Source organism: Thioclava kandeliae, assembly GCF_040297545.1.
Taxonomy (GTDB): domain Bacteria; phylum Pseudomonadota; class Alphaproteobacteria; order Rhodobacterales; family Rhodobacteraceae; genus Thioclava; species Thioclava kandeliae.
The window spans coordinates 100,138-119,267 of sequence record NZ_JAYWLC010000009.1 but is presented as its reverse complement, the minus strand read 5'-3'; the positions used below and the strand labels follow the sequence as shown (position 1 = coordinate 119,267).

Here is a 19,130-nt window from a genome sequence, read left to right as displayed (position 1 = left end):
TGCACGAATCATTACGTTCATGGGGTTGCTTTTCCTGTGAAGTGGTGAAAGGAGGAAGCGTCAAACGAACCCTGCCACGGAGACCCGGTCATGCAGATTCGCGAGGCGCTTACCTTCGACGATGTCCTTCTAGTTCCAGCAGCATCCAGTGTGCTGCCCTCGACGGCCGATGTTTCGACCTTCGTTACCAAATCGATCCGCCTGAATATCCCGCTTCTTTCCTCGGCCATGGATACCGTGACCGAAAGCCGCATGGCGATCGCCATGGCTCAGGCTGGCGGAATGGGCGTGATCCACCGCAACCTGTCGGTGGACCAGCAAGCCGAGGAAGTCAGCCGTGTGAAGCGGTTCGAATCCGGTATCGTCTACAACCCGATCACCCTGCGTGCCGACCAGACGCTGGCCGATGCACAGGATCTGGTGACCCGCTACAATGTCTCGGGCTTCCCCGTGGTGGACGAGAACAACCGCGTGGTCGGCATCGTGACCAATCGCGACATGCGTTTTGCCTCGGATGCCAAAACCCCCGTCTCGGCGATGATGACTCGCGATAATCTCGCCATCCTGCAAGAGCCCGCCGACCGCGACGAGGCCCGCAAGCTGATGAAAGAGCGCCGGATCGAGAAGCTTCTGGTGACCGATGCCAATGGCCATCTGACGGGTCTTCTCACGCTGAAGGATAGCGAGAAGGCTGTTCTGAACCCGCTCGCCTGCAAGGACGAGAAAGGTCGCCTGCGCGTGGCTGCGGCCTCGACCGTCGGCGATGCAGGCTATGAACGTTCGACCGCGCTTGTGGATGCGGGGTGCGATTTGATCGTGATCGATACCGCGCATGGCCACTCTGCGGGTGTTGCCAAGGCTGTCGAGGCGATCAAGGCCTACCGTTCGGATGTGCAGGTTGTTGCAGGCAATGTGGCAACGGCGGCCGCCACCAAGGCGCTGATCGATGCGGGCGCGGATGCTGTGAAGGTCGGCATCGGTCCGGGCTCTATCTGCACCACCCGTATTGTGGCGGGTGTCGGTGTTCCGCAGCTGACCGCGATCATGGATTGTGTGGCCGGCGCAGGTGATACCCCGATCATCGCCGATGGCGGCATCAAGATGTCGGGCGATTTCGCCAAAGCCATCGCGGCAGGTGCCAGCTGTGCCATGGTCGGCTCGGCGATTGCCGGGACCGATGAATCTCCGGGCGAGGTCATCCTCTATCAGGGCCGCTCCTACAAGTCCTATCGTGGGATGGGGTCACTGGGTGCGATGGCACGCGGCTCGGCCGACCGTTACTTCCAGAAGGATGCCGCCTCCGACAAGCTCGTGCCTGAAGGGATCGAGGGTCAGGTTCCCTATAAAGGGGCAGCCGGTGCCGTGATCCACCAGATGGTGGGCGGTCTGCGCGCGGCTATGGGCTATACCGGTTCGGCCACGATCCAGGATATGCGCAAGGGCTGCGAATTTGTCCGTATCACCGGCGCGGGCCTGAAGGAAAGCCATGTGCACGACGTGCAGATCACCCGTGAAAGCCCGAATTACCGCATCGGCTGATTGCGGGCCTTTGGTGACAGAACCCCGATCCGGAGCATGGGAATGCTCCGGATTTTTCTTTGCCCGAAGACGCTCAGGCGGAGGTGCCTAGATCGGCAGCACCAGCATGGTTGCCCCGAGGCGATGCACACTCGCGCCTGTGCCAAGCTTGAAACGCATCAGCCCGGCGCCCTCTTCGGAATTGATATCGCCCAGATCGATATAACGAATACCCTGCGCCCTAAGCGCGATCGAGACCTGCCAGAGCAGGAAGTTATGCGCCCCCGTCTTGCGCCCTTCCTCACCGGACCAGCCCAGTTGATAGGTCGCCGAGCGCCCATGGCACATCATGACAACCCCTGCCAGCCGCTCTCCCGCATCGGATTGCACCCCAAGAGAGAGCACCGATCCGGGCATCGCCATCTCCCATGCGGTGGTAAAGTCACGCGGCAAGGCCTTGTAACCACGTTTTTTTCTTTGCTGATGCTCGGCATCCAGAAGCCAAGCCGGATCTTCCTCCAGCGTGATCCGCATCCCCTTTCGTTCGGCCGAGGCCAAGCGGTTGCGCCATTTTCCGTCCAGAGAAGACCGCAGATTGGCCACATCCGGGCCCAAGGCCCAGAGCGCCTGATGGCGCGCGGTGACGATGGGGATCAGGCCACGCCCTGCAACCGGTGCCTCGGGCGTTGCGATAAACAGACCCGGCGCAAAACGCCGTGCGAGTGCCCGCAAAGCCCGTGCCCGATCCGCCTCGGAAACCCCCTTGGCAAAGACGGGCCCACGCCCGAGCCACCACAGACCGCGCCGTCCGATCACCTGCGCCAGCGCGATGCGCTCTTCCTTCAGCGAGAGCACCAAACGGGCCACACGCCGCCCCCCCGCCCGCGCAATCTCGCCATAGGCACCGAATTGCTGATAGGCAGGTGGATATGCAGCATTGAATGCCTGCAGAGCGGCATTCCACCCTTCGGCATCCAAGCGCGATTCTGTAACCGATATCCTGTTCATAGTCTCTGTTAAGCACAAATTCACCTAACGCGTGCTTAATGCCATCCGAACTCTCGAAAAAAGGGACCGGAAATGTCGAGCAAAATGAACCTGCCGGAGATACCGGCCCCGCGATATACGGTCTGGGCCGCAGCTATCATCGCCTGTGCGCTTTCTGCCATATGGTTGATCGGATTCACGATCTTTCATAATTTCTGGTGACTTATAGCGCAAACACACCTAGGGGGCGAGTTGCGCCAGACGTAGCCTCACACGTCCGATTTCTTTGATATTTCCCTTGATGGACCTCTGCCATGCTTGCACCGCTCACGCTGATGATGACTTGTGCCCTCTGCGCTCTTTCGACCGCGCCGGTATTTGCGGGCGGCATCGAGCGCACTGCCTTTTCGACTGGCCTCCTCTTCGAACAGGGGCGTGTCGTGCAATTCGAGCTGGGCGGCTTCCGGCCTGATGTCTCGGGGCGGCTTTCTCCGGCCTTCGGGCCGCTGGCGGGCACAGGATCGGGAGATATGACGACGGATTTCGGTCTCTGGACATTGGGCGCCAAGCTGCCTCTGGGGGACAGAACGGATCTGATGATCAGCTTCGATCATCCCTACGGGGCCGATGTCTCCTATCCGCGGACCGGCTCCGGCTATATTCTCGAGGGCTCCACCGCAACTCTGGATAGCAGCGCCCTGACCGGCGTTCTGCGTTACCGCCTGACCCCTGCCATCTCCGCCCTCGCAGGTATTCGCGTGGAACAGATGACAGGGATCGCCAATCTGAACCTTGCCCCGCCCAGCCTGCCGGGCGTCACCCTCGGCTATGATGTGGACGCCTCGCGCGAGACGGATATGGGGTACATCCTTGGGGTGGCTTGGGAAAAGCCCGAGATCGGCGCGCGCGTGGCGCTCACCTATCTCTCCTCGATCACGCATGACTTCGACGGGCGGGAAACCTATAGCACGCCCTATGGCAGCCAGACCGCCACCACGAGCTGGACGAGCGAGATCCCGCAATCGGTGCTCCTGGAAGCGCAAACCGGTATCGCCCCCGACACGCTTCTCTTCGGCACCATCCGCTGGACCGACTGGAGTGCGTTCTCGGTGGCTCCCGGCCTCTACCGCGCCACCGCCTTCAGCAGCGACGGTAGCAATCTCGTTGATCCGATCGAGGATACGGTGACCTATTCGCTCGGTCTCGGGCATCGTTTCACCGAAAGCTGGTCGGGCGCGGTGATCGCGACCTATGAACCCTCGAGCGGTAATATCGTGGGCAATCTCGGTCCGACCGATGGCTATCGAAGCCTCACGCTTGCCGCGACCTGGACCCATGAGGCCGTGTCGAGCAGCTTTGCACTGCGCTATGTCGAGATTGGCGGCGCCGACACACGCATCGCCGGGTTCGATGACAATTCCGGCTGGGGTGCGGGGATGCGGATCAGCTACCGTTTCTGAGCGCAAAACACCCGTGACCTCCGCCCCATAACCCGATAAAGCTGCAACCAAATGCAGACGGGGTGGGCATGCCGATGAGTTACAGATCACCGATCTACAAAACACAGGCCGAGTGGCTTTCGGCAAAGAACAAGCAGGTTCTGCTGTTTGCCATGTCGGGTCTGGGCAAGACCTATCTTTCGTCGATGCTCCGCGCGGCGGGCGGCTGGTTCCATTACTCCGTCGATTACCGGATCGGCACCCGCTATATGGGCGAGTATATCGCCGACAACTTCAAAAGCGAGGCGATGAAGGTCCCGTTCCTGCGTGAACTGCTGTTGCAAGATGCGGTCTATATCGCCTCCAACATCACATTCGACAATCTGGCGCCTCTCTCGACCTATCTGGGCAAACCCGGATCGCCGCAAAAGGGTGGTCTGCCCTTCGAGGAATACATGCTGCGCCAGAACCAGCATATGCGCGCCGAGACGGCGGCCCTGCTGGACACGACCCATTTCATTCGTCGCGCCCGCAGCATCTATAACATCCCGAATTTCATCTGTGATTCCGGTGGTTCGATCTGCGAGGTGGTCAACCCCGAGGATCCAAAGGACCCGATCCTGTCGGAGCTGTCCACCCACAATCTGATGGTCTGGATCGAGGGCTCTGACGCCCATACCGACGAGCTGGTGCGCCGTTTTGATCGTGCCCCCAAGCCCATGTATTACCAACCCCAGTTCCTCGAACGGAAATGGGTGGAATACCGTGTGGAGCGCGGCCTCAAGGAAGACGAGGTGAACCCTGATGATTTTGTCCGCTGGACCTACCGTCAGGCGCTCGAACACCGTCAGCCGCGCTACGACGCGATGGCGCGGAACTGGGGCATCACGCTGAAGGCCGAACAGGTGGCAACCGTGCGCGATGAACAGGACTTCACGCAGCTGATCGCCTCCGCCCTTCCCAAATAACCTGTTAGCACCTATCTGCTAAATCCCGCCAATACCCCTTTTCAGGATTAGACCAATGCCCATCACCCTCCCCGAAACGCTTCCCGCCTTTGACATCCTGTCGAAGGAAGGCGTCATGGTGATGAGCCCGGGGCGTGCGGCGACGCAGGACATCCGGCCCCTGCGGATCGGGCTCCTGAACCTGATGCCCAAGAAGATCCAGACCGAGAACCAGTTCGCGCGTCTGATCGGTGCGACGCCCCTGCAGATCGATTTCCAGCTGATCCGCATGAGCGAGCACCAGACCAAGAATACGGCGGCCGAACATATGGAGGCCTTCTACCGCCCCTTCGCCGAGGTCGAGGCCGCGGACGAGCGCTTTGACGGGCTGTTGATCACCGGTGCCCCGATAGAACATCTGCCCTTCGAGGAGGTCACCTATTGGGACGAGCTCCGCCGCGTCTTCGACTGGGCGCGGACCCATGTGTTTTCCACCTTCGGCGTCTGCTGGGGCGGCATGGCGATGGCCTATCACAACAACGGTGTTCCCAAACATATCCTGCCCAAGAAACAGTTCGGACTCTACCGCCACGACAATTGTGACCCGACCTCGGTATTCCTGCGCGGATTTTCCGATGACTGTCTGGTGCCCGTCTCGCGCTGGACCGAGATGCGCCGATCGGAGATGGAGGCCGCGGGGCTCAAGATGCTGCTCGACAGCCATGAAACCGGCCCTTGTCTTGTCGAGGACAGCGCTTCGCGCGCACTCTATGTGTTCAACCACTTCGAATATGACAGCACAACGCTGAAAGAAGAATATGATCGTGATCTGGCATCGGGGAAACCGGTTGCCCTTCCCGTGAATTATTATCCTGAGAACGACCCCAGCCGGATGCCTAAAAACCGTTGGCGCAGCCATGCCCATCTTCTTTACGGCAACTGGATCAACCAGATTTATCAGGATACCCCTTATGACCTTCGCGATATCGGCGCTTAAATATCCGCTTTTACTGGCGCTTTGCGCGGGGGTGGTGTCGGGCTGCACCGTGCTGAGGGCTGAACATCGCGAGGCGCGCGCAGAGGCCCGCTATCCGCCTACCGGCACGATGGTGACGCTGGCGGATGGCCCGCATGCCGGCCAGATCGTGCATGTGAAGGTCGAAGGTCCGGAAGATGCGCCCCAGATCGTGCTGATCCACGGCGCATCGGGCAGCCTGCGCGACATGACCTTCCGGCTGGCTCCCGCGCTTGTCGAGGACCACCGTCTCTTCATCGTCGACCGCCCCGGTTTCGGTTATTCGCAGCCGATGGAAGATGACAGCATTTTCCAGCAAGCCGCCGTGCTGCGACAGGCAGTGGACCAACTGGGCGCAAAGACCCCGATGGTTCTGGGCCATTCCTATGGCGGGGCCGTGGCGCTGGCATGGGCCACGCAAGCGCCCGACAGCCTCAGCTCTCTGGTGCTTCTGTCAGCGGCGTCCCAGACATGGGAGGGCGATCTGCCATGGCTTTACAAGCTGACAGCGCCGCCATTGGGCCAGACGCTTGCCGTGCCGCTGATCACCGCCTGGGCCCCCGAGAGCGCTGTGACATCCGCAGTCGAAGAGGTCTTCGAGCCCGAAGCGATGCCCGAAGGCTATATCGCGCATTTCGGCCCCGATATGACCCTGCGCCGCGTCACGATGCGGGCCAATGCACGCCAGCGAGCGCATCTGAAGGCCGAGATTGCGCAGATGGTCCCCGATTATGGCAAGGTGAGCGTGCCGGTCGAGCTGTTGCATGGCGATCAGGACACCACCGTGGGGCTAGAGATCCATTCGCGCCCTACGGCCCGCGCCCTGCCCCATGCGCGTCTGACTGTGCTCAAAGGTGCGGGCCATATGATCGAGCAGACCCGCGTGCCTGATGTGCTAGAGGCCATCAAGCGGCTCGAAAATTGACCCGCTGCTGCGCGGGTCAGGAAAACCTCGAGTTTTCATGATCTTCTTTGCGGCCTCTTGCTCCGTCTGCGCCGCTTTTGCATAGTAGGGTAACCCAGAGGAGAGCCCATGAGCGAGATCCCGCAGCCCGGAACGCAGCCAGTGCCCTTTATCGGCCAGATTACCGATTATCTCGAGAATGGCGCACCGCAGGAGATCCGTGACGCGATACGGTGGTGTGGCCCCAAGGATATGCTCAGCCCTTCCTACCCCTATAGGGTGGCGATGAAGGGCAAGGACTATGACAGGCATATGCAGGCGCTGCAGATCGAGCTCGTGAAAATGCATTACGGGCTGAAAGCCTCGGGCAAGCGGATGATAGTGCTTTTCGAGGGCCGCGATGCCGCCGGAAAAGGCAGCACGATCAAACGGGTTCAGGAAAACCTCAACCCGCGCTCGGCCTATGTCGTGGCGCTGCCCAAAGCCAATGACCGCGAGGCCTCGCAATGGTATTTCCAGCGCTATGTCGAGCGCATTCCCGCCAAGGGCGAGATCGCGCTTTTCGACCGCAGCTGGTATAACCGTGGCGTAGTCGAGAAGGTTTTCGATTTCTGCACACAGGCACAGCGCGAACATTTCTTCTACCAGCTTCCCGAATTCGAGAAGATGCTGGTCGATGACGGGATCATCCTTGTGAAGCTCTGGCTCAACGTGGACCGCGCCGAGCAGCTGCGCCGGTTCCTCGACCGCGAGAAAGACCCGCTGAAACAGTGGAAACTGAGCTGGATCGATGTCGAGGGCCTGCGTAAATGGGAGGCCTACTCGCAAGCGATCACCGAAACCCTGACACGCTCGGACAATCTGCATGCGCCCTGGACGATCATCCGCTCCGACGACAAGAAACGCGCGCGTATTGCCGCGATCCAGACGATTCTCAACGCGATCAGCTATCCCGGCAAGGATCGCGATGCTATAGGCGGGATCGATCCAACAATTTGCGGCGGGCTCGACATCCTGAATGTCTAAACAAGGCTATCATCACGGCGATCTGCGCCGAGCACTGGTGGAGGCGGCCCTACGCCTGATCGAGGAAAAAGGCCCCACGGGCTTTACGCTTTCGGAGGCGGCAAAGACCGCAGGTGTGACGCCTGCCGCCGTCTATCGCCATTTCGCCGGACGCGAGGATTTGATCACCGAATGCGCCCGTCAGGGGTTCCTGATTTTCGGCGATCTACTGGAACATGCCTGGAATCGCGGCAAACCATCGGCGCTGACCGCCTTCAGCGCGGTCGGCCGCGCCTATCTGGCTTTCGCCAAGCGCTACCCCGGCCATTATATGGCAATGTTCGAGAGCGGGCTCTCGCCGCAAACCTCCGATGTCGTGGGGCAAGTGGCGCTGAAGGCGCGTCAGGTAATGGATCAGGCAACCGAAGCCCTTTTGGCGCATATACCTGCCGAGCGCCGCCCGCCGGTTGCAATGGTCTCGGCCCATATCGCAGCGATGTCACACGGGGTTATCGAGCTGCATGCCCGTCCGCCCGCTGGCTCTTCAAGCCCCTACAGCCCCGAGGATCTCTTGGAAAGCGGCGTGGGGATCTACCTGCGCGGCTTGGGAATTCTGCCTCCCGACCGCTAACTGCCTCACCGCAAGAGAAAAGGCGCGCCTATGGCGCGCCTCCCAAGTCCGATTTCCGGAAAAAATCAGAACTTGTAGGATGCTTTCAGAGCAACCGTGGTGTTGTTGAAGTCTTGATCGGTACCGTCGAAATCGTCGGTATCGGCGTAGGAGACTTCGCCACCCACAACCCAGTTGTCGTTATACATGTAGTCGACGCCTGCGCTGATGGACGGTGCCCAGTCAGAATTGTCGTCTGCGTCGTAATAGGCGCCACCCAGGGTGCCGTAGTACAGCCACTGGCCATTTTTCACACCGGCGAGGGCTTTGATATGGCCCATGTTGTCATAGGTGTTCGCGTCGAGCGCGGAATAGTCGACTTCGCCACCAACGACATATTTGCCGAGGTCGTATTTGTAGCCAGCTTGAACGCCGAGTGAACCGCCACGGTCATCCGAGAAGTCGCCTTCCATGTTATTGTAGCCAACTTGTGCACCAGCATAGAAGCCGGTCCAGTTTGCTGCCGGCACAACGACCGGAGCGGGGGCTGCAACCGGAGCTGCTTCCACGACGGGTTGCGAATAGCCGCCAGCCATTGCTGCGCCGGCGCCTGCGATAAGTGCGGTCGAAACCAGAACCAGAGTTTTCATCGTAACTCTCCTTTATTGTTATCCTGAGGGCTGTCCCTCTCAAGCTCACCCGCCTCACATATACCTGCTGTCCAGAATTGCGAGAGGGGTCGCGTTCACAAGAAACGGCGCAACACGTGAGCGTGAATAGTTCCCGAAGATTACGCAAGGTAAGGAAATATATAAGTATTTTCTTAGAGATCCAGAAGTGAACTCATTCGTTCAGATGCTATTTCAGCCTCTTGCTTGATCACAAACGGCATTTTCCGAACGCCGGAAAAAAATTTGGAAAAAGCTGAAAAAAGCTGTTGCGCTCCCTCCGGCTTCTGGGTACATCCCCGCTACCCGATCGAAAGATGATCCAGTGCGGAGAGGTGCCGGAGCGGTCGAACGGGGCGGTCTCGAAAACCGTTGTGGGTGAAAGCCTACCCAGGGTTCGAATCCCTGTCTCTCCGCCATTTATCTCTGTTTTCATTGTATAATTTTAATGAAAACAGAGTTGGCTCAATAACCGACACATCAAAAGCCGAAGTGCTAGACGTGCTTGCTGTTTCCTTGCTGAGACCTTTTCTCGATACGCATACCAAGGCGTGCGCTTGGCGAGGGCGATAACGGCTTCACCCTTCAGCGCCTTTCGTCCCGTAGCTAGCGCGCCGTGAGGCACCCAGCGGTTCTTTCACACGACCGCCAGAGTTTGCCACGGTTCGCCTTTCCGGGTCTTAGGCCACATGTGATGCGAGCTTTTTTGACCACCGTCTTTTCAAACGTTTCAGTCTTCCGCAGCATCACCCCCATGCCACGCGCTTACGGGGCATCGGCAATAGAGCAGAACGAGCCGCATCCGCCCTATTGCCCATGCCCTGCCATCTCTCACGGGCTTACATTTCAAATGGCTAACAGGGTGACACCCGATACCAGCCAATCGGACCAGCGCCGTTTGGCTTGGGCCTGTTAGCTTGCGCGGCGCGTCAGGCTAGGCGACCGTGTCCCAGCCAATGGTGTAGTTCCGTGTGATCATCGGATGCCCTGATAAGGTCGCCCTGCGCCTCAACCTTGCGCAAGATGACCGGCTTGGCCGCCGAGCAGCTGATGGGACCGGCGGCTGGTGTCAGGACCGGCACGGACCGTGGCGAGAAGAGAACCGAGTGACTGGCGCAGCGAAATGGCTTCAGGGAAGGCGCTGGCAGACACGCGCAGGCGCCGGTCAGTTGCGCATAGCCCCCCTCCATGGATCCCCTCGAGCTCGCGGCATGTTTCATTTGACATGAATGTGGCCGAAGCCGCGTCTCTTTAGACGGGTTGCGCTTTGCGGGATATCTTCGCGGCGTCCCAAGCTTAGGCATATGTCGGTTCCAAAAAGTGCAGACCAGCCTCAGGCTCGGCGCTAGCACTTCGAACGCGACAAGGTTCTGCTTGACCTCGTCTTCGCTCCCCCATCAGCAAACTGTCGCGCCCCAGCGTCCCCCTTCCGGCTCTCGTCTATCAACTGTCATCGCCTTCGCACGGCCACATCAGCTCCCTGACCCGTTCCGGCATTCCCACAGCCAGTCCTCTCTCTTCCGAAAAAGAAATCTGCCAGACGGCCAAGGTCACACGGTGCGTTTTACCCCATGCTCAAGAGCAGAAATCCAATAATCTCCCGCAAAACGTTTTGATTCCATGATGAATTTCATCAAGAGCCGAAAGCCCGGAACCGCAGTCCGGTTTTCTGGTCCTACGGGCTCGTATCTGCTTGCACAGCCGAGCTGGCCAGGTCTTTGGCGCGCGTATTGCTCCGTCCCAATCCACTGGAAAACATAACACCCGTAACTTTTCCAGTTTTCGGGATGCGCCCCGTTTCAGCCACAATTGCGCCGCCAAGTTTCCTTTGACGCTCCGTAAGCCATAACGGACACAGAGCCAGAACGGTCTCGCGAAAGCTGAAGAACTCAGCCCCTTTTCGAGCGGAGTCTGTCCCATGCGTCTTGCGTCCACCCTTATCGGCACCACTGCGACCACTCTGCTGGCCGCCCTGCCCTTCAGTCTTCTCGGCGCGCCGCAAGAATCCGCTGACCGCGCAGCGATCCTTCTCTATAGCGATCCCGCGCTACCGACTGTCTTCCGCGAGGCACTGGGATCGGCCCTGAGCCAGCTTGCCAAAGGCGAGAAGGTTCTTTCCGTTCCCATGCAGGACGCGCCGCTCGACGGCGGCCAGATCCTCGTGCGTTACTCCTCGACCACTTTCAACAGCACTGTGATCAGCGGCTTTCTCAGCTGGGAAGACGCAACCGGCCATGGGGCAACCGGCCCGACGATCGGGCTCTCGGCAATGGACCGCGAAATCGGCGATGATTTGCTGCGCGATTTCGCAGCGGATCTTACGCAGAATTTCGACCTGCCTCTCTGAGGTCCATCCCTGACAGGGCCATCACTGGTCCCGCATCATCATGATCGGCTCCCCTGCTGGAGCCCGACCCTTTCCAACCCAGATCCCGCCAGAACATTCGCCCGAGATCGCCAGACCCTGCCAGTGAGGACCAGCCGATGTGTCTCCTTTGCCAATCCCTCAATCCTGCCGTAACCGGATATGACAGCCACGGGCTGACCAATCTCGAGAGCGGCACCGGCAGCTCCATGACCTCAGCCTCGCTGCCGACCTATACGCTTGATCAGGCCGCCAAACAGCTGACCAATGATTTCTGGACCTCGGTGGGGGCGCAGCAGCGCAGCTTCAGTGTCACGACAGGCGGCCAGCTGACGGTCAACCTGACCAAGCTCAGCGGCTTGGCCAAGACGACCGCGCTCGAGGCGCTCGAGGCCTGGGAACAGGTGACGGGGCTGACGTTCGTGCAAACCACAGGCACGGCCAGCATCACCTTCCAGACCTCGGCCTCGGGCGCCTATGCCACCTCCTCGACCAGCGGCAACACGATCCTCAGCTCGGTCGTGAACGTCAATAACAGCTGGCAGAATTACGGCGATTACTACCTTCAGACCTATATCCACGAGATCGGCCACGCGCTGGGTCTGGGCCATGCGGGCAGCTATAACGGCTCGGCCAATTTCGGCACCGATGCGGTCTTTGCCAATGACAGCTGGGCGATCTCGGTGATGTCCTATTTCGACCAGCTCGAAAACCCCAACAGCACCTTCAGCTATGCTTTCGTAGCCACCCCGATGCTGGCCGATATCGTGGCCATCCAGACCCTTTACGGCAGCTCGACCACGGTCAATACCGGCAATACGGTCTATGGCGACAGCACCTCGCTCAGCCAGACGGGGATGGATCTGAAAGATGGCTGGGCGGTCTGCCTCTATGACAATGGTGGCACCGACACGATCAACCTCTCCTCGCGCAGCGCCAACCAGCGCATCGACCTCAATGCAGAGACCTATTCCGATATCGAGGGCAAGACCGGAAACCTGTCCATCGCGCGCGGCACCATCATCGAGAATGCGGTCACGGGTTCGGGCAATGACACGGTAACCGGAAATACGGCCGATAACCTGATCATCACCGGCGCGGGCAATGACGCGATCTATGCCGGAGCGGGCAATGATACGCTGGTAGGTGGCGCGGGCAGCGACACGCTGGTGGGCGGCAGCGGTGCCGATGTGTTTTCCTACACCGCGGTGACGGATGCAGGCGACCGGATCGCAGATTTCTCCGGCACGGATGGCGACCGGATCGATGTCTCCGCCCTTCTTGATTCCGTAGGCTATACCGGCAGCGATGCCGTGGCCGACGGTTTGCTCTATCTTAGCGCGACCTCCGGCGGCTCGAACCTGATCTTCGACCCTTATGGCACAGGCGCGGGCGGCACCGTGACCCTGGCGTTCCTCGCAGGCGTCTCGGCCAGCACCCCTGTTTCGGGCATTCTCGACGGCACTGCAGGCGGTGCGGGCGGCAGCGGGTCGGGGCTCGATACGGTCTATAGCTATACCAATGCCGATGTTCTGGGATGGGCGCGCACCGGCTACACGATCACCGATCTCGATGGCGGTTCCGACACGCTCGATTTCAGCGCCTATACCGGCATAATCAAACTCGACCTCGCCAGCGGTGCCGTCAGCAAGATCGGCGCACGCAGCCTGACGCTGGATGCCAGCGCCCAGATCGAGAATGCGGTTCTCGGCGCAGGACGCGATCAGGCCTATGGAAATGAGGCAGACAACACCATCGACGGGCGTGCGGGCAATGACAAGATCTACGGTATGAGCGGCGATGACAGCCTGCTTGGCGGGGCTGGCAATGACATGCTCTATGGCGGCGAGGGCACGGATTCGCTTCTGGGCGAGACGGGCAACGACCAGCTCTATGGCGAGGCCGGTGATGACCTGATCGATGGCGGCGAGGGCAACAACCGGCTTTATGCAGGGATCGGCAATGACGTGGTCTATGCCGGTGCAGGAAATGATCTCGCCTATGGCGATGCGGGCGACGACTATATCGACGCGGGCGACGGCACTAACCGCCTCTATGCGGGCGACGGCAATGATACCGTCTATGCCGGTGCTGGGGCCGACAAGATCTATGCCGATCTCGGTGATGACCTGATTGACGCAGGCGATGGCAATAACATGATCTATGCCGGTGCTGGCAATGACATCGTGACCGCAGGCGATGGCAATGACCGTATCGATGCCGGTGCGGGAGATGACGTGATCAATGCCGGTGACGGTCGTAACAACATTGCGGGTGGCGCAGGGATCGACATCATCTTCTCGGGCAGCGGCAAGGACCAGCTGAAAGGCGATGCCGGTGACGATCTCCTCGATAGCGGCGCGGAGAGCGATATGCTCAAGGGCGGCAATGGCAATGACATCCTTTTTGCCGGTGACGGCGATGACCGCGCCTATGGCGATAATGATGATGACCAGATCGATGGCGGCGCAGGGAATGACCTGCTCAGCGGCGGCAACGGGCATGACACATTGGCGGGCGGCGAAGGCGATGACCGTGTCAATGGCGATGCGGGCGATGACCTGATCTATGGCGGGGCGGGTGATGACCGCCTGTCCGGACTTGACGGGGCCGACACCATCCTTGGCGATGACGGCGCCGATATCCTGACCGGTCTGCAGGGCAATGACAGCCTCTCGGGTGGGGCGGGTGATGACCGTCTTGATGGCGGCACCGAGGATGATGTGCTTGATGGCGGAGACGGGATCGACAAGCTGGCCGGTGGCACCGGCAATGACACCCTGCTGGGCGGTGCCGGTGCGGATGATCTCAATGGCGGCGCGGGTGATGATATTCTGACCGGCGGTCTGGGGGCAGACATCCTGCGCGGGGGGGCGGGCGCCGATACCTTTGCCTTCACCGATCTCGGCGATGCCGGTGATCTGGTTGCAGATTTTTCGATCCGCTTGGGCGACAAGATCGATATCTCCTATATTCTCGCAGATCTCGGCTTCGGTCTGGACGATGCCGTGTCCGGCGGAGTGGTCTCGCTGACCGCGATCAATGCCAGCACCTGCTATCTCGATATCGACACCGATGGTGCAGCAGGCAGTGGCGATGCGATCCACCTGGCCACGCTGCGCGGTCTCTCGGCAGCAACCGAGATCGACAGCAGCTGGTTCGTCTGAAATCTGAAGTGACGAGGGCGCGCCACAGGAGTGGCCCGCCCCGCCTGCGCTCTTCCGGATGGAGACGCCCCGCGTATTCCGCCAAAGATGTCGCGTCTCGCCCTATCCATGCCGCACATGACTGCGACAGCATGGCGCAGGCTGACAGGCTCTCGGGATAGTCCGTCTGTCGCGAGAGGTGCATGATGTTTTCTGTGCTTGGTAGCATCTGGGCCCTCTTGCTCGGGACCCTTCTCATCATGCTCGGAAACGGCATGCAGTTTACCCTGATCGGCCTGCGCGGGGATCTCGAGGGGTTTACCGCAAGCGCGCTGGCGATCATTACCTCGGGCTATTATGTGGGCTTCCTTCTGGGTGCCTACCAGACACCGCAGCTGATCCGGCGCGTGGGCCATGTACGGGTCTTTGCCGCTTTGGGCAGCTTCATGTCAGCCGGTCTGATCGCGCTGCCGCTCATCCCCGAGACATGGGCATGGACCGGCCTGCGTCTGGTCATCGGCTTTTGCATGTCGGGGGTCTATGTCTCTGCGGAAAGCTGGCTTAATCACGCTTCTACCAACACCACGCGGGGCAAGGTGCTGTCGGCCTATATGATGGCCCAGACGCTCGGGATCATCGGCGCGCAATGGCTGCTGACCTTGGGCGATGCACAGCAGGCCACGTTGTTTATCGTCGCCTCGATCCTCGTCTCCCTCTCCTTCGGTCCGATCCTGCTCTCGGTCGCCCCGACCCCTGTCGTCACGGTCACGCGGCCGATGTCGCTCAAGGCGCTTTTCCGCCATGCGCCGCTCGCCACGATCGGGATCTTCCTGCTGGGCGGGATCTACGCCACGCAATCGGGGATGGGGGCCGTCTTCGGCGTCCAGATCGGGCTTTCAACCGAGCAGATCGCGCTCTTCGTGGCAATGATCTTTGCGGGCGCGTTGCTTCTGCAATATCCGATCGGCTGGCTCTCCGATATGATGGACCGGCGCAAGCTGATCCTTGGCACAGCCCTGCTCGGGGCGGTGGCCTGCGCGCTCGGATTCCTGAGTGGCGGCAGCCAGGCACTGCTGCTTCTGTCGGCTTTCCTTGGTGGCGGGGTGACGACCCCTCTCTACTCGCTGTTTCTTGCCTATACCAACGATGACCTGCCGCCAGATGACATGCCCGCAGCCTCGGGAGGGCTGGTCTTTGTCTTCGGGATCGGCGCGGTGGGCGGGCCGCTGATCAGCGGCTGGGCCATGCAGGCAATCGGCCCGCAAGGGTTCTGGCTCTTTCTGTCGGCGACTTTTGCCCTGATCGTGCTCTATGCGCTGTTCCGCATGACACAGCGTCCGCCGATCAGGGTCGAGAACACAGAGAGCTATCTCAACGTCCTGCCCTCCACCTCGCCCGTTGCCGTGGAAGCTGCAACGGCATGGGCAGTCGAGCAGGCCGAGGAGGACGCGCCCGACAAGGCCTAGCCAGACACTCCCCCCGAACCACGGCGCGAGGACGCACGTGCCTGCAGCCCGTCCAGCGCATCGCTGTTGCGCCGCCCCCAGTCATAGACGGTCTCGACCAGATCCACAAAACGGTGTCCCAGCGGCGTCAGGCTGTAGCTGACGGCGGGCGGCACGACAGCTTCGACATGACGCGCGATCAGGCCGCTCTCTTCCATGTCGCGCAGGGTCTGGATCATCATCTTCTTGGAAATCCCGGGCAGGCTACGCTGCAGCGCACCGCTACGCGCCTGACCGTCATGAACGGCGTGCAGCGTATGCAGGATCATGCTTGTCCATTTGGTCGAGAAGATCTCGAGCACCCTTCTGGGTGCGCAATCCTCACGCCATTCCCGATCTTTGCTGCCCGCCTGCATGGTTACCTCTTGGTGCCTACGTTCCAATTCGGTGCCGTCTAGCGGCGGCACGATCGCGTGTCTAGGTAGCACAAAGTCGAAAGAAAAGGAGAGCAAGACATGACCAGACGCGCCCTCGTCGTCGGAGTGACCGGCATCCAAGGCACTGCAATCGCCGAACAGCTCATGAGGGAGGGGTTCGAGGTGTTCGGCCTCGCCCGTCGCCCGAACACAACAACCGGCGTAACGCCGGTTGCCGCCGATCTGCTTGACCCCGAAGCACTTGCGCACGCACTCGACGGGATTGCCCCCACCCATGTCTTCCTGACCACATGGCTGCGAATGGAGAGCGAAGCCGAGAATATCCGCGTCAATGCTCAGATGCTGAACAATCTCTTTGCGGCTCTCCGGCCCCAGAAAAGTGTCGAGCATGTCGCCCTCGTGACCGGTCTCAAACATTATCTCGGCCCGTTCGAGGCCTATGGACAGGGTACGCTGCCCAAAACGCCCTTCCGCGAGGAACAGGGCCGGCCGGATGTGGAAAACTTTTACTACGCACAGGAAGACGCGCTATTCGAGGCCGCAGAGCGTGATGGGTTCACCTGGAGCGTCCATCGCCCGCATACCGTGATCGGTAAGGCCGTGGGCAATGCCATGAATATGGGCCAGACACTGGCGGTTTATGCCACGATCTGCCGCGAGACCGGGCGTCCGTTCCGCTTCCCCGGCTCGCAGGTCCAATGGGAGGGGCTCACCGATATGACCGATGCCCGCCAGCTTGCGGCTCAAACGATCTGGGCGGCAACGTCCCCGCAGGCGCATGACACGGCGTTCAACATCGTCAACGGAGATGTCTTCCGCTGGAACTGGATGTGGCACCGGATCGCCGAGTGGTTCGGCATCGAGGCGGTGGAGTTCGACGGCACATCCCGTCCGCTGGAAGAGCAGATGGCCGAAGACAGCGAGATCTGGGCAGGGATTGCCGAAAAATACGGTCTTGCGGAGCGCGATCTGGACCGACTCGCCTCGCCTTGGCACACCGATGCCGATCTCGGTCGACCGATCGAGGTCGTCACGGATATGTCCCGAAGCCGCAAACTGGGCTTCACGGGCTACATCGCCACGGATGACGCCTTCTTTGACCTCTTCGAGAGGCTCGTTGCGGAGCGGATCATCCCCGCCAAATAAGGTCGCAGGCGCTTGCGGAAGGGACTCCCTCTCCTGCAGGCGCCTGTCGCATCCAGAGAGTTTGCCGGGGCATGGGCCCGCACCCCGCCCCAGCCTGCCGATATCTCCAAGAAATATTTCACATTCTTCTGATTAAATATCAAATACTTATCACCTCCATGCGAGTCTGTGTGAGATTTTGTGAAACTAATTCTTATGGGGGTCGTGACTTCGGCACATTCAACGGAGGAGAAACCCGAAATGAAAACCCTGACCCTCGCAGCTCTCGCCATCGCAACTGCCGGTATCGCCCATGCCGACAACCACATGACGCCGATGGTCATGGCATCGGACCAGTCGGTCGCCAATGGCATCGCGAGCGCAGAGAAGATCATGGCACCCGAAAACGGCTGGCTCGTTGTGCACCGGACCGATGCCGACATGAAGCCCGGTCCCGTTGTCGGCTATGCACCGCTGCGCGCGGGCGAGAACATGGATGTTCCGGCCATCCTGACCGAAGCCGTGGAGCCGGGCGATATGCTGATGCTTATGGTCCATAGCGAAGCCGGTGGCATGCAGACCGGCGCCTTCGAATACACGCTCGGTGCCAAGGAAGACGGCCCGATCAAGGTCGATGACAAGCTGGTAATGCAAACTATCACGGCCCAGTAAGGCATCGCCGGTAACGGCTTTTGAGATGTAGCCAGTGAGCCGCCTTCCGCCATGTGCCGGAGGGCGGCATGTTTGCTATAGGCTAGGGACGGTTCAAGCGACAGGCCCGATACAACTCGGCACCGGAAACCATCATCAGCCCGAACGCCGCAACCCAAAAGACCCACATCCCTATTGCGGTAAAGAGCACCGCGCAGACGATACCCCCGAGCGTGAACGCGGCGAGCGTGACGCTGTGCAGACGGAGTTTGGGCAGCGCTGCCTTGCGCGCCTGTGCATCCCCCAATAACGCCGCCAGTTCGATCCCGATATCGGTTGCCATGCCCGAGACATGTGTGCTGCGCACCTTTGCTTTGGAGATCATCGTCGTCACCGCGTTCTGCAGGCCCATGACGAAGCTGAGCAGCAGGATCGTCGCCAGCTGGAGCGGCGTCTGGCCAAAGGCAAGCAAGGCGGCCCCGAGCGCCGCCACAATAATCCCTTCGACCCCGATCCCCAGCGCATAGATGGATCTCACACCGCGCTTTTCGCCCGCGGCGATCATCAATGCGGCCACCATCGCGCCCGCGATGAAGGCCGACACATAGACCGCCAGCAAGAGGCCGACCCCGGGATGCCCGGTCGCGATCTCGTCCGCCATAGCGGAGACATTGCCAGTCATATTTGCCGTAAACGAGCCCACGATAATGAACCCGACCGCATTCAATCCGCCCGCCACAAACGACAGCACCCCCGCCAGACTGATATCGATCGCTTCCGTGCGTTCCTCACCGACCCGAATAAGCATCGCCCCACCCGTCCTGACTGGCCGCAGCATAGCCGCCCTGTCACGAATGGCAAACCTCTC

At 60.5% G+C, this 19,130-nt stretch carries 16 protein-coding genes and 1 tRNA gene; 13 read left to right on the top strand and 4 right to left on the bottom strand.

Going from position 1 to position 19,130, the window contains the following annotated elements:
• The first annotated feature begins 90 nt into the window (after positions 1-90).
• Positions 91-1,539: an IMP dehydrogenase gene (gene guaB, locus VSX56_RS12580; protein ID WP_339112955.1), complete on the top strand. Its 1,449-nt coding sequence runs from the start codon at positions 91-93 to the stop codon at positions 1,537-1,539.
• Between the two features lie 87 nt (positions 1,540-1,626).
• Here guaB and VSX56_RS12575 read toward each other — a convergent pair whose 3' ends face one another.
• Positions 1,627-2,496: a GNAT family N-acetyltransferase gene (locus tag VSX56_RS12575; RefSeq protein WP_350937535.1), complete on the bottom strand. Its 870-nt coding sequence runs from the start codon at positions 2,494-2,496 to the stop codon at positions 1,627-1,629.
• 323 nt (positions 2,497-2,819) lie between these two features.
• On the opposite strand from VSX56_RS12575, the gene VSX56_RS12570 reads away from it, so the two are divergent.
• The 6 genes from VSX56_RS12570 to VSX56_RS12545 all read left to right on the top strand — a co-directional run bounded on the left by VSX56_RS12570 (position 2,820) and on the right by VSX56_RS12545 (position 8,446).
• Entirely contained in the window at positions 2,820-3,965 is a 1,146-nt protein-coding gene (locus tag VSX56_RS12570) for an outer membrane protein transport protein (protein ID WP_350937532.1), read from the top strand.
• 74 nt (positions 3,966-4,039) lie between these two features.
• Positions 4,040-4,912, top strand: a complete 873-nt coding sequence (locus VSX56_RS12565; RefSeq protein ID WP_350937530.1) for an ATPase — start codon at positions 4,040-4,042, stop codon at positions 4,910-4,912.
• 55 nt (positions 4,913-4,967) lie between these two features.
• Positions 4,968-5,888 (top strand): homoserine O-succinyltransferase, encoded by a 921-nt coding sequence (locus VSX56_RS12560; RefSeq protein ID WP_350937527.1) that lies wholly within the window; start codon positions 4,968-4,970, stop codon positions 5,886-5,888.
• Entirely contained in the window at positions 5,863-6,831 is a 969-nt protein-coding gene (locus VSX56_RS12555) for an alpha/beta fold hydrolase (protein WP_350937525.1), read from the top strand. Before VSX56_RS12560 ends, VSX56_RS12555 begins: the two co-directional genes overlap by 26 nt.
• Positions 6,832-6,939: 108 nt before the next feature.
• Positions 6,940-7,836: a polyphosphate kinase 2 gene (ppk2, locus tag VSX56_RS12550; RefSeq protein WP_350937523.1), complete on the top strand. Its 897-nt coding sequence runs from the start codon at positions 6,940-6,942 to the stop codon at positions 7,834-7,836.
• On the top strand, positions 7,829-8,446 hold the full coding sequence (locus VSX56_RS12545; protein WP_339112962.1) for a TetR/AcrR family transcriptional regulator: 618 nt from the start codon (positions 7,829-7,831) through the stop codon (positions 8,444-8,446). Before ppk2 ends, VSX56_RS12545 begins: the two co-directional genes overlap by 8 nt.
• A gap of 65 nt (positions 8,447-8,511) precedes the next feature.
• On the opposite strand, the gene VSX56_RS12540 is transcribed toward VSX56_RS12545, so the two are convergent.
• Positions 8,512-9,075 carry an outer membrane protein gene (locus tag VSX56_RS12540; RefSeq protein WP_339112963.1) on the bottom strand — a complete coding sequence of 188 codons (564 nt, stop codon included), beginning with the start codon at positions 9,073-9,075 and terminating at the stop codon, positions 8,512-8,514.
• A 347-nt stretch (positions 9,076-9,422) separates the two neighbouring features.
• On the opposite strand from VSX56_RS12540, the gene VSX56_RS12535 reads away from it, so the two are divergent.
• From VSX56_RS12535 to VSX56_RS12520, 4 genes are all read left to right on the top strand, one after another.
• Positions 9,423-9,512 (top strand) — tRNA-Ser (locus VSX56_RS12535).
• Positions 9,513-11,011: 1,499 nt separating this feature from the next.
• Complete coding sequence (locus VSX56_RS12530) at positions 11,012-11,440, top strand: hypothetical protein (RefSeq protein ID WP_350937519.1); 429 nt, start codon at positions 11,012-11,014, stop codon at positions 11,438-11,440.
• 137 nt (positions 11,441-11,577) lie between these two features.
• The gene (locus VSX56_RS12525) at positions 11,578-14,625 is read left to right on the top strand and encodes a M10 family metallopeptidase (protein WP_350937517.1); all 3,048 of its coding nucleotides are present in this window, start codon (positions 11,578-11,580) and stop codon (positions 14,623-14,625) included.
• A 185-nt stretch (positions 14,626-14,810) separates the two neighbouring features.
• On the top strand, positions 14,811-16,070 hold the full coding sequence (locus tag VSX56_RS12520) for an MFS transporter (RefSeq protein ID WP_350937659.1): 1,260 nt from the start codon (positions 14,811-14,813) through the stop codon (positions 16,068-16,070).
• Here the strand turns inward: VSX56_RS12520 and VSX56_RS12515 are convergent.
• The gene (locus VSX56_RS12515; RefSeq protein WP_350937515.1) at positions 16,067-16,465 is read right to left on the bottom strand and encodes a winged helix-turn-helix transcriptional regulator; all 399 of its coding nucleotides are present in this window, start codon (positions 16,463-16,465) and stop codon (positions 16,067-16,069) included. The genes VSX56_RS12520 and VSX56_RS12515 overlap by 4 nt on opposite strands.
• A 99-nt stretch (positions 16,466-16,564) precedes the next feature.
• Here VSX56_RS12515 and VSX56_RS12510 point away from each other — a divergent pair, with 99 nt between their 5' ends.
• Entirely contained in the window at positions 16,565-17,632 is a 1,068-nt protein-coding gene (locus VSX56_RS12510) for an SDR family oxidoreductase (RefSeq protein WP_350937512.1), read from the top strand.
• 240 nt (positions 17,633-17,872) lie between these two features.
• Complete coding sequence (locus VSX56_RS12505) at positions 17,873-18,283, top strand: DUF7282 domain-containing protein (protein WP_350937510.1); 411 nt, start codon at positions 17,873-17,875, stop codon at positions 18,281-18,283.
• Between the two features lie 82 nt (positions 18,284-18,365).
• On the opposite strand, the gene VSX56_RS12500 is transcribed toward VSX56_RS12505, so the two are convergent.
• Positions 18,366-19,070 carry a YoaK family protein gene (locus tag VSX56_RS12500; protein ID WP_339112970.1) on the bottom strand — a complete coding sequence of 235 codons (705 nt, stop codon included), beginning with the start codon at positions 19,068-19,070 and terminating at the stop codon, positions 18,366-18,368.
• Positions 19,071-19,130: the final 60 nt, after the last annotated feature.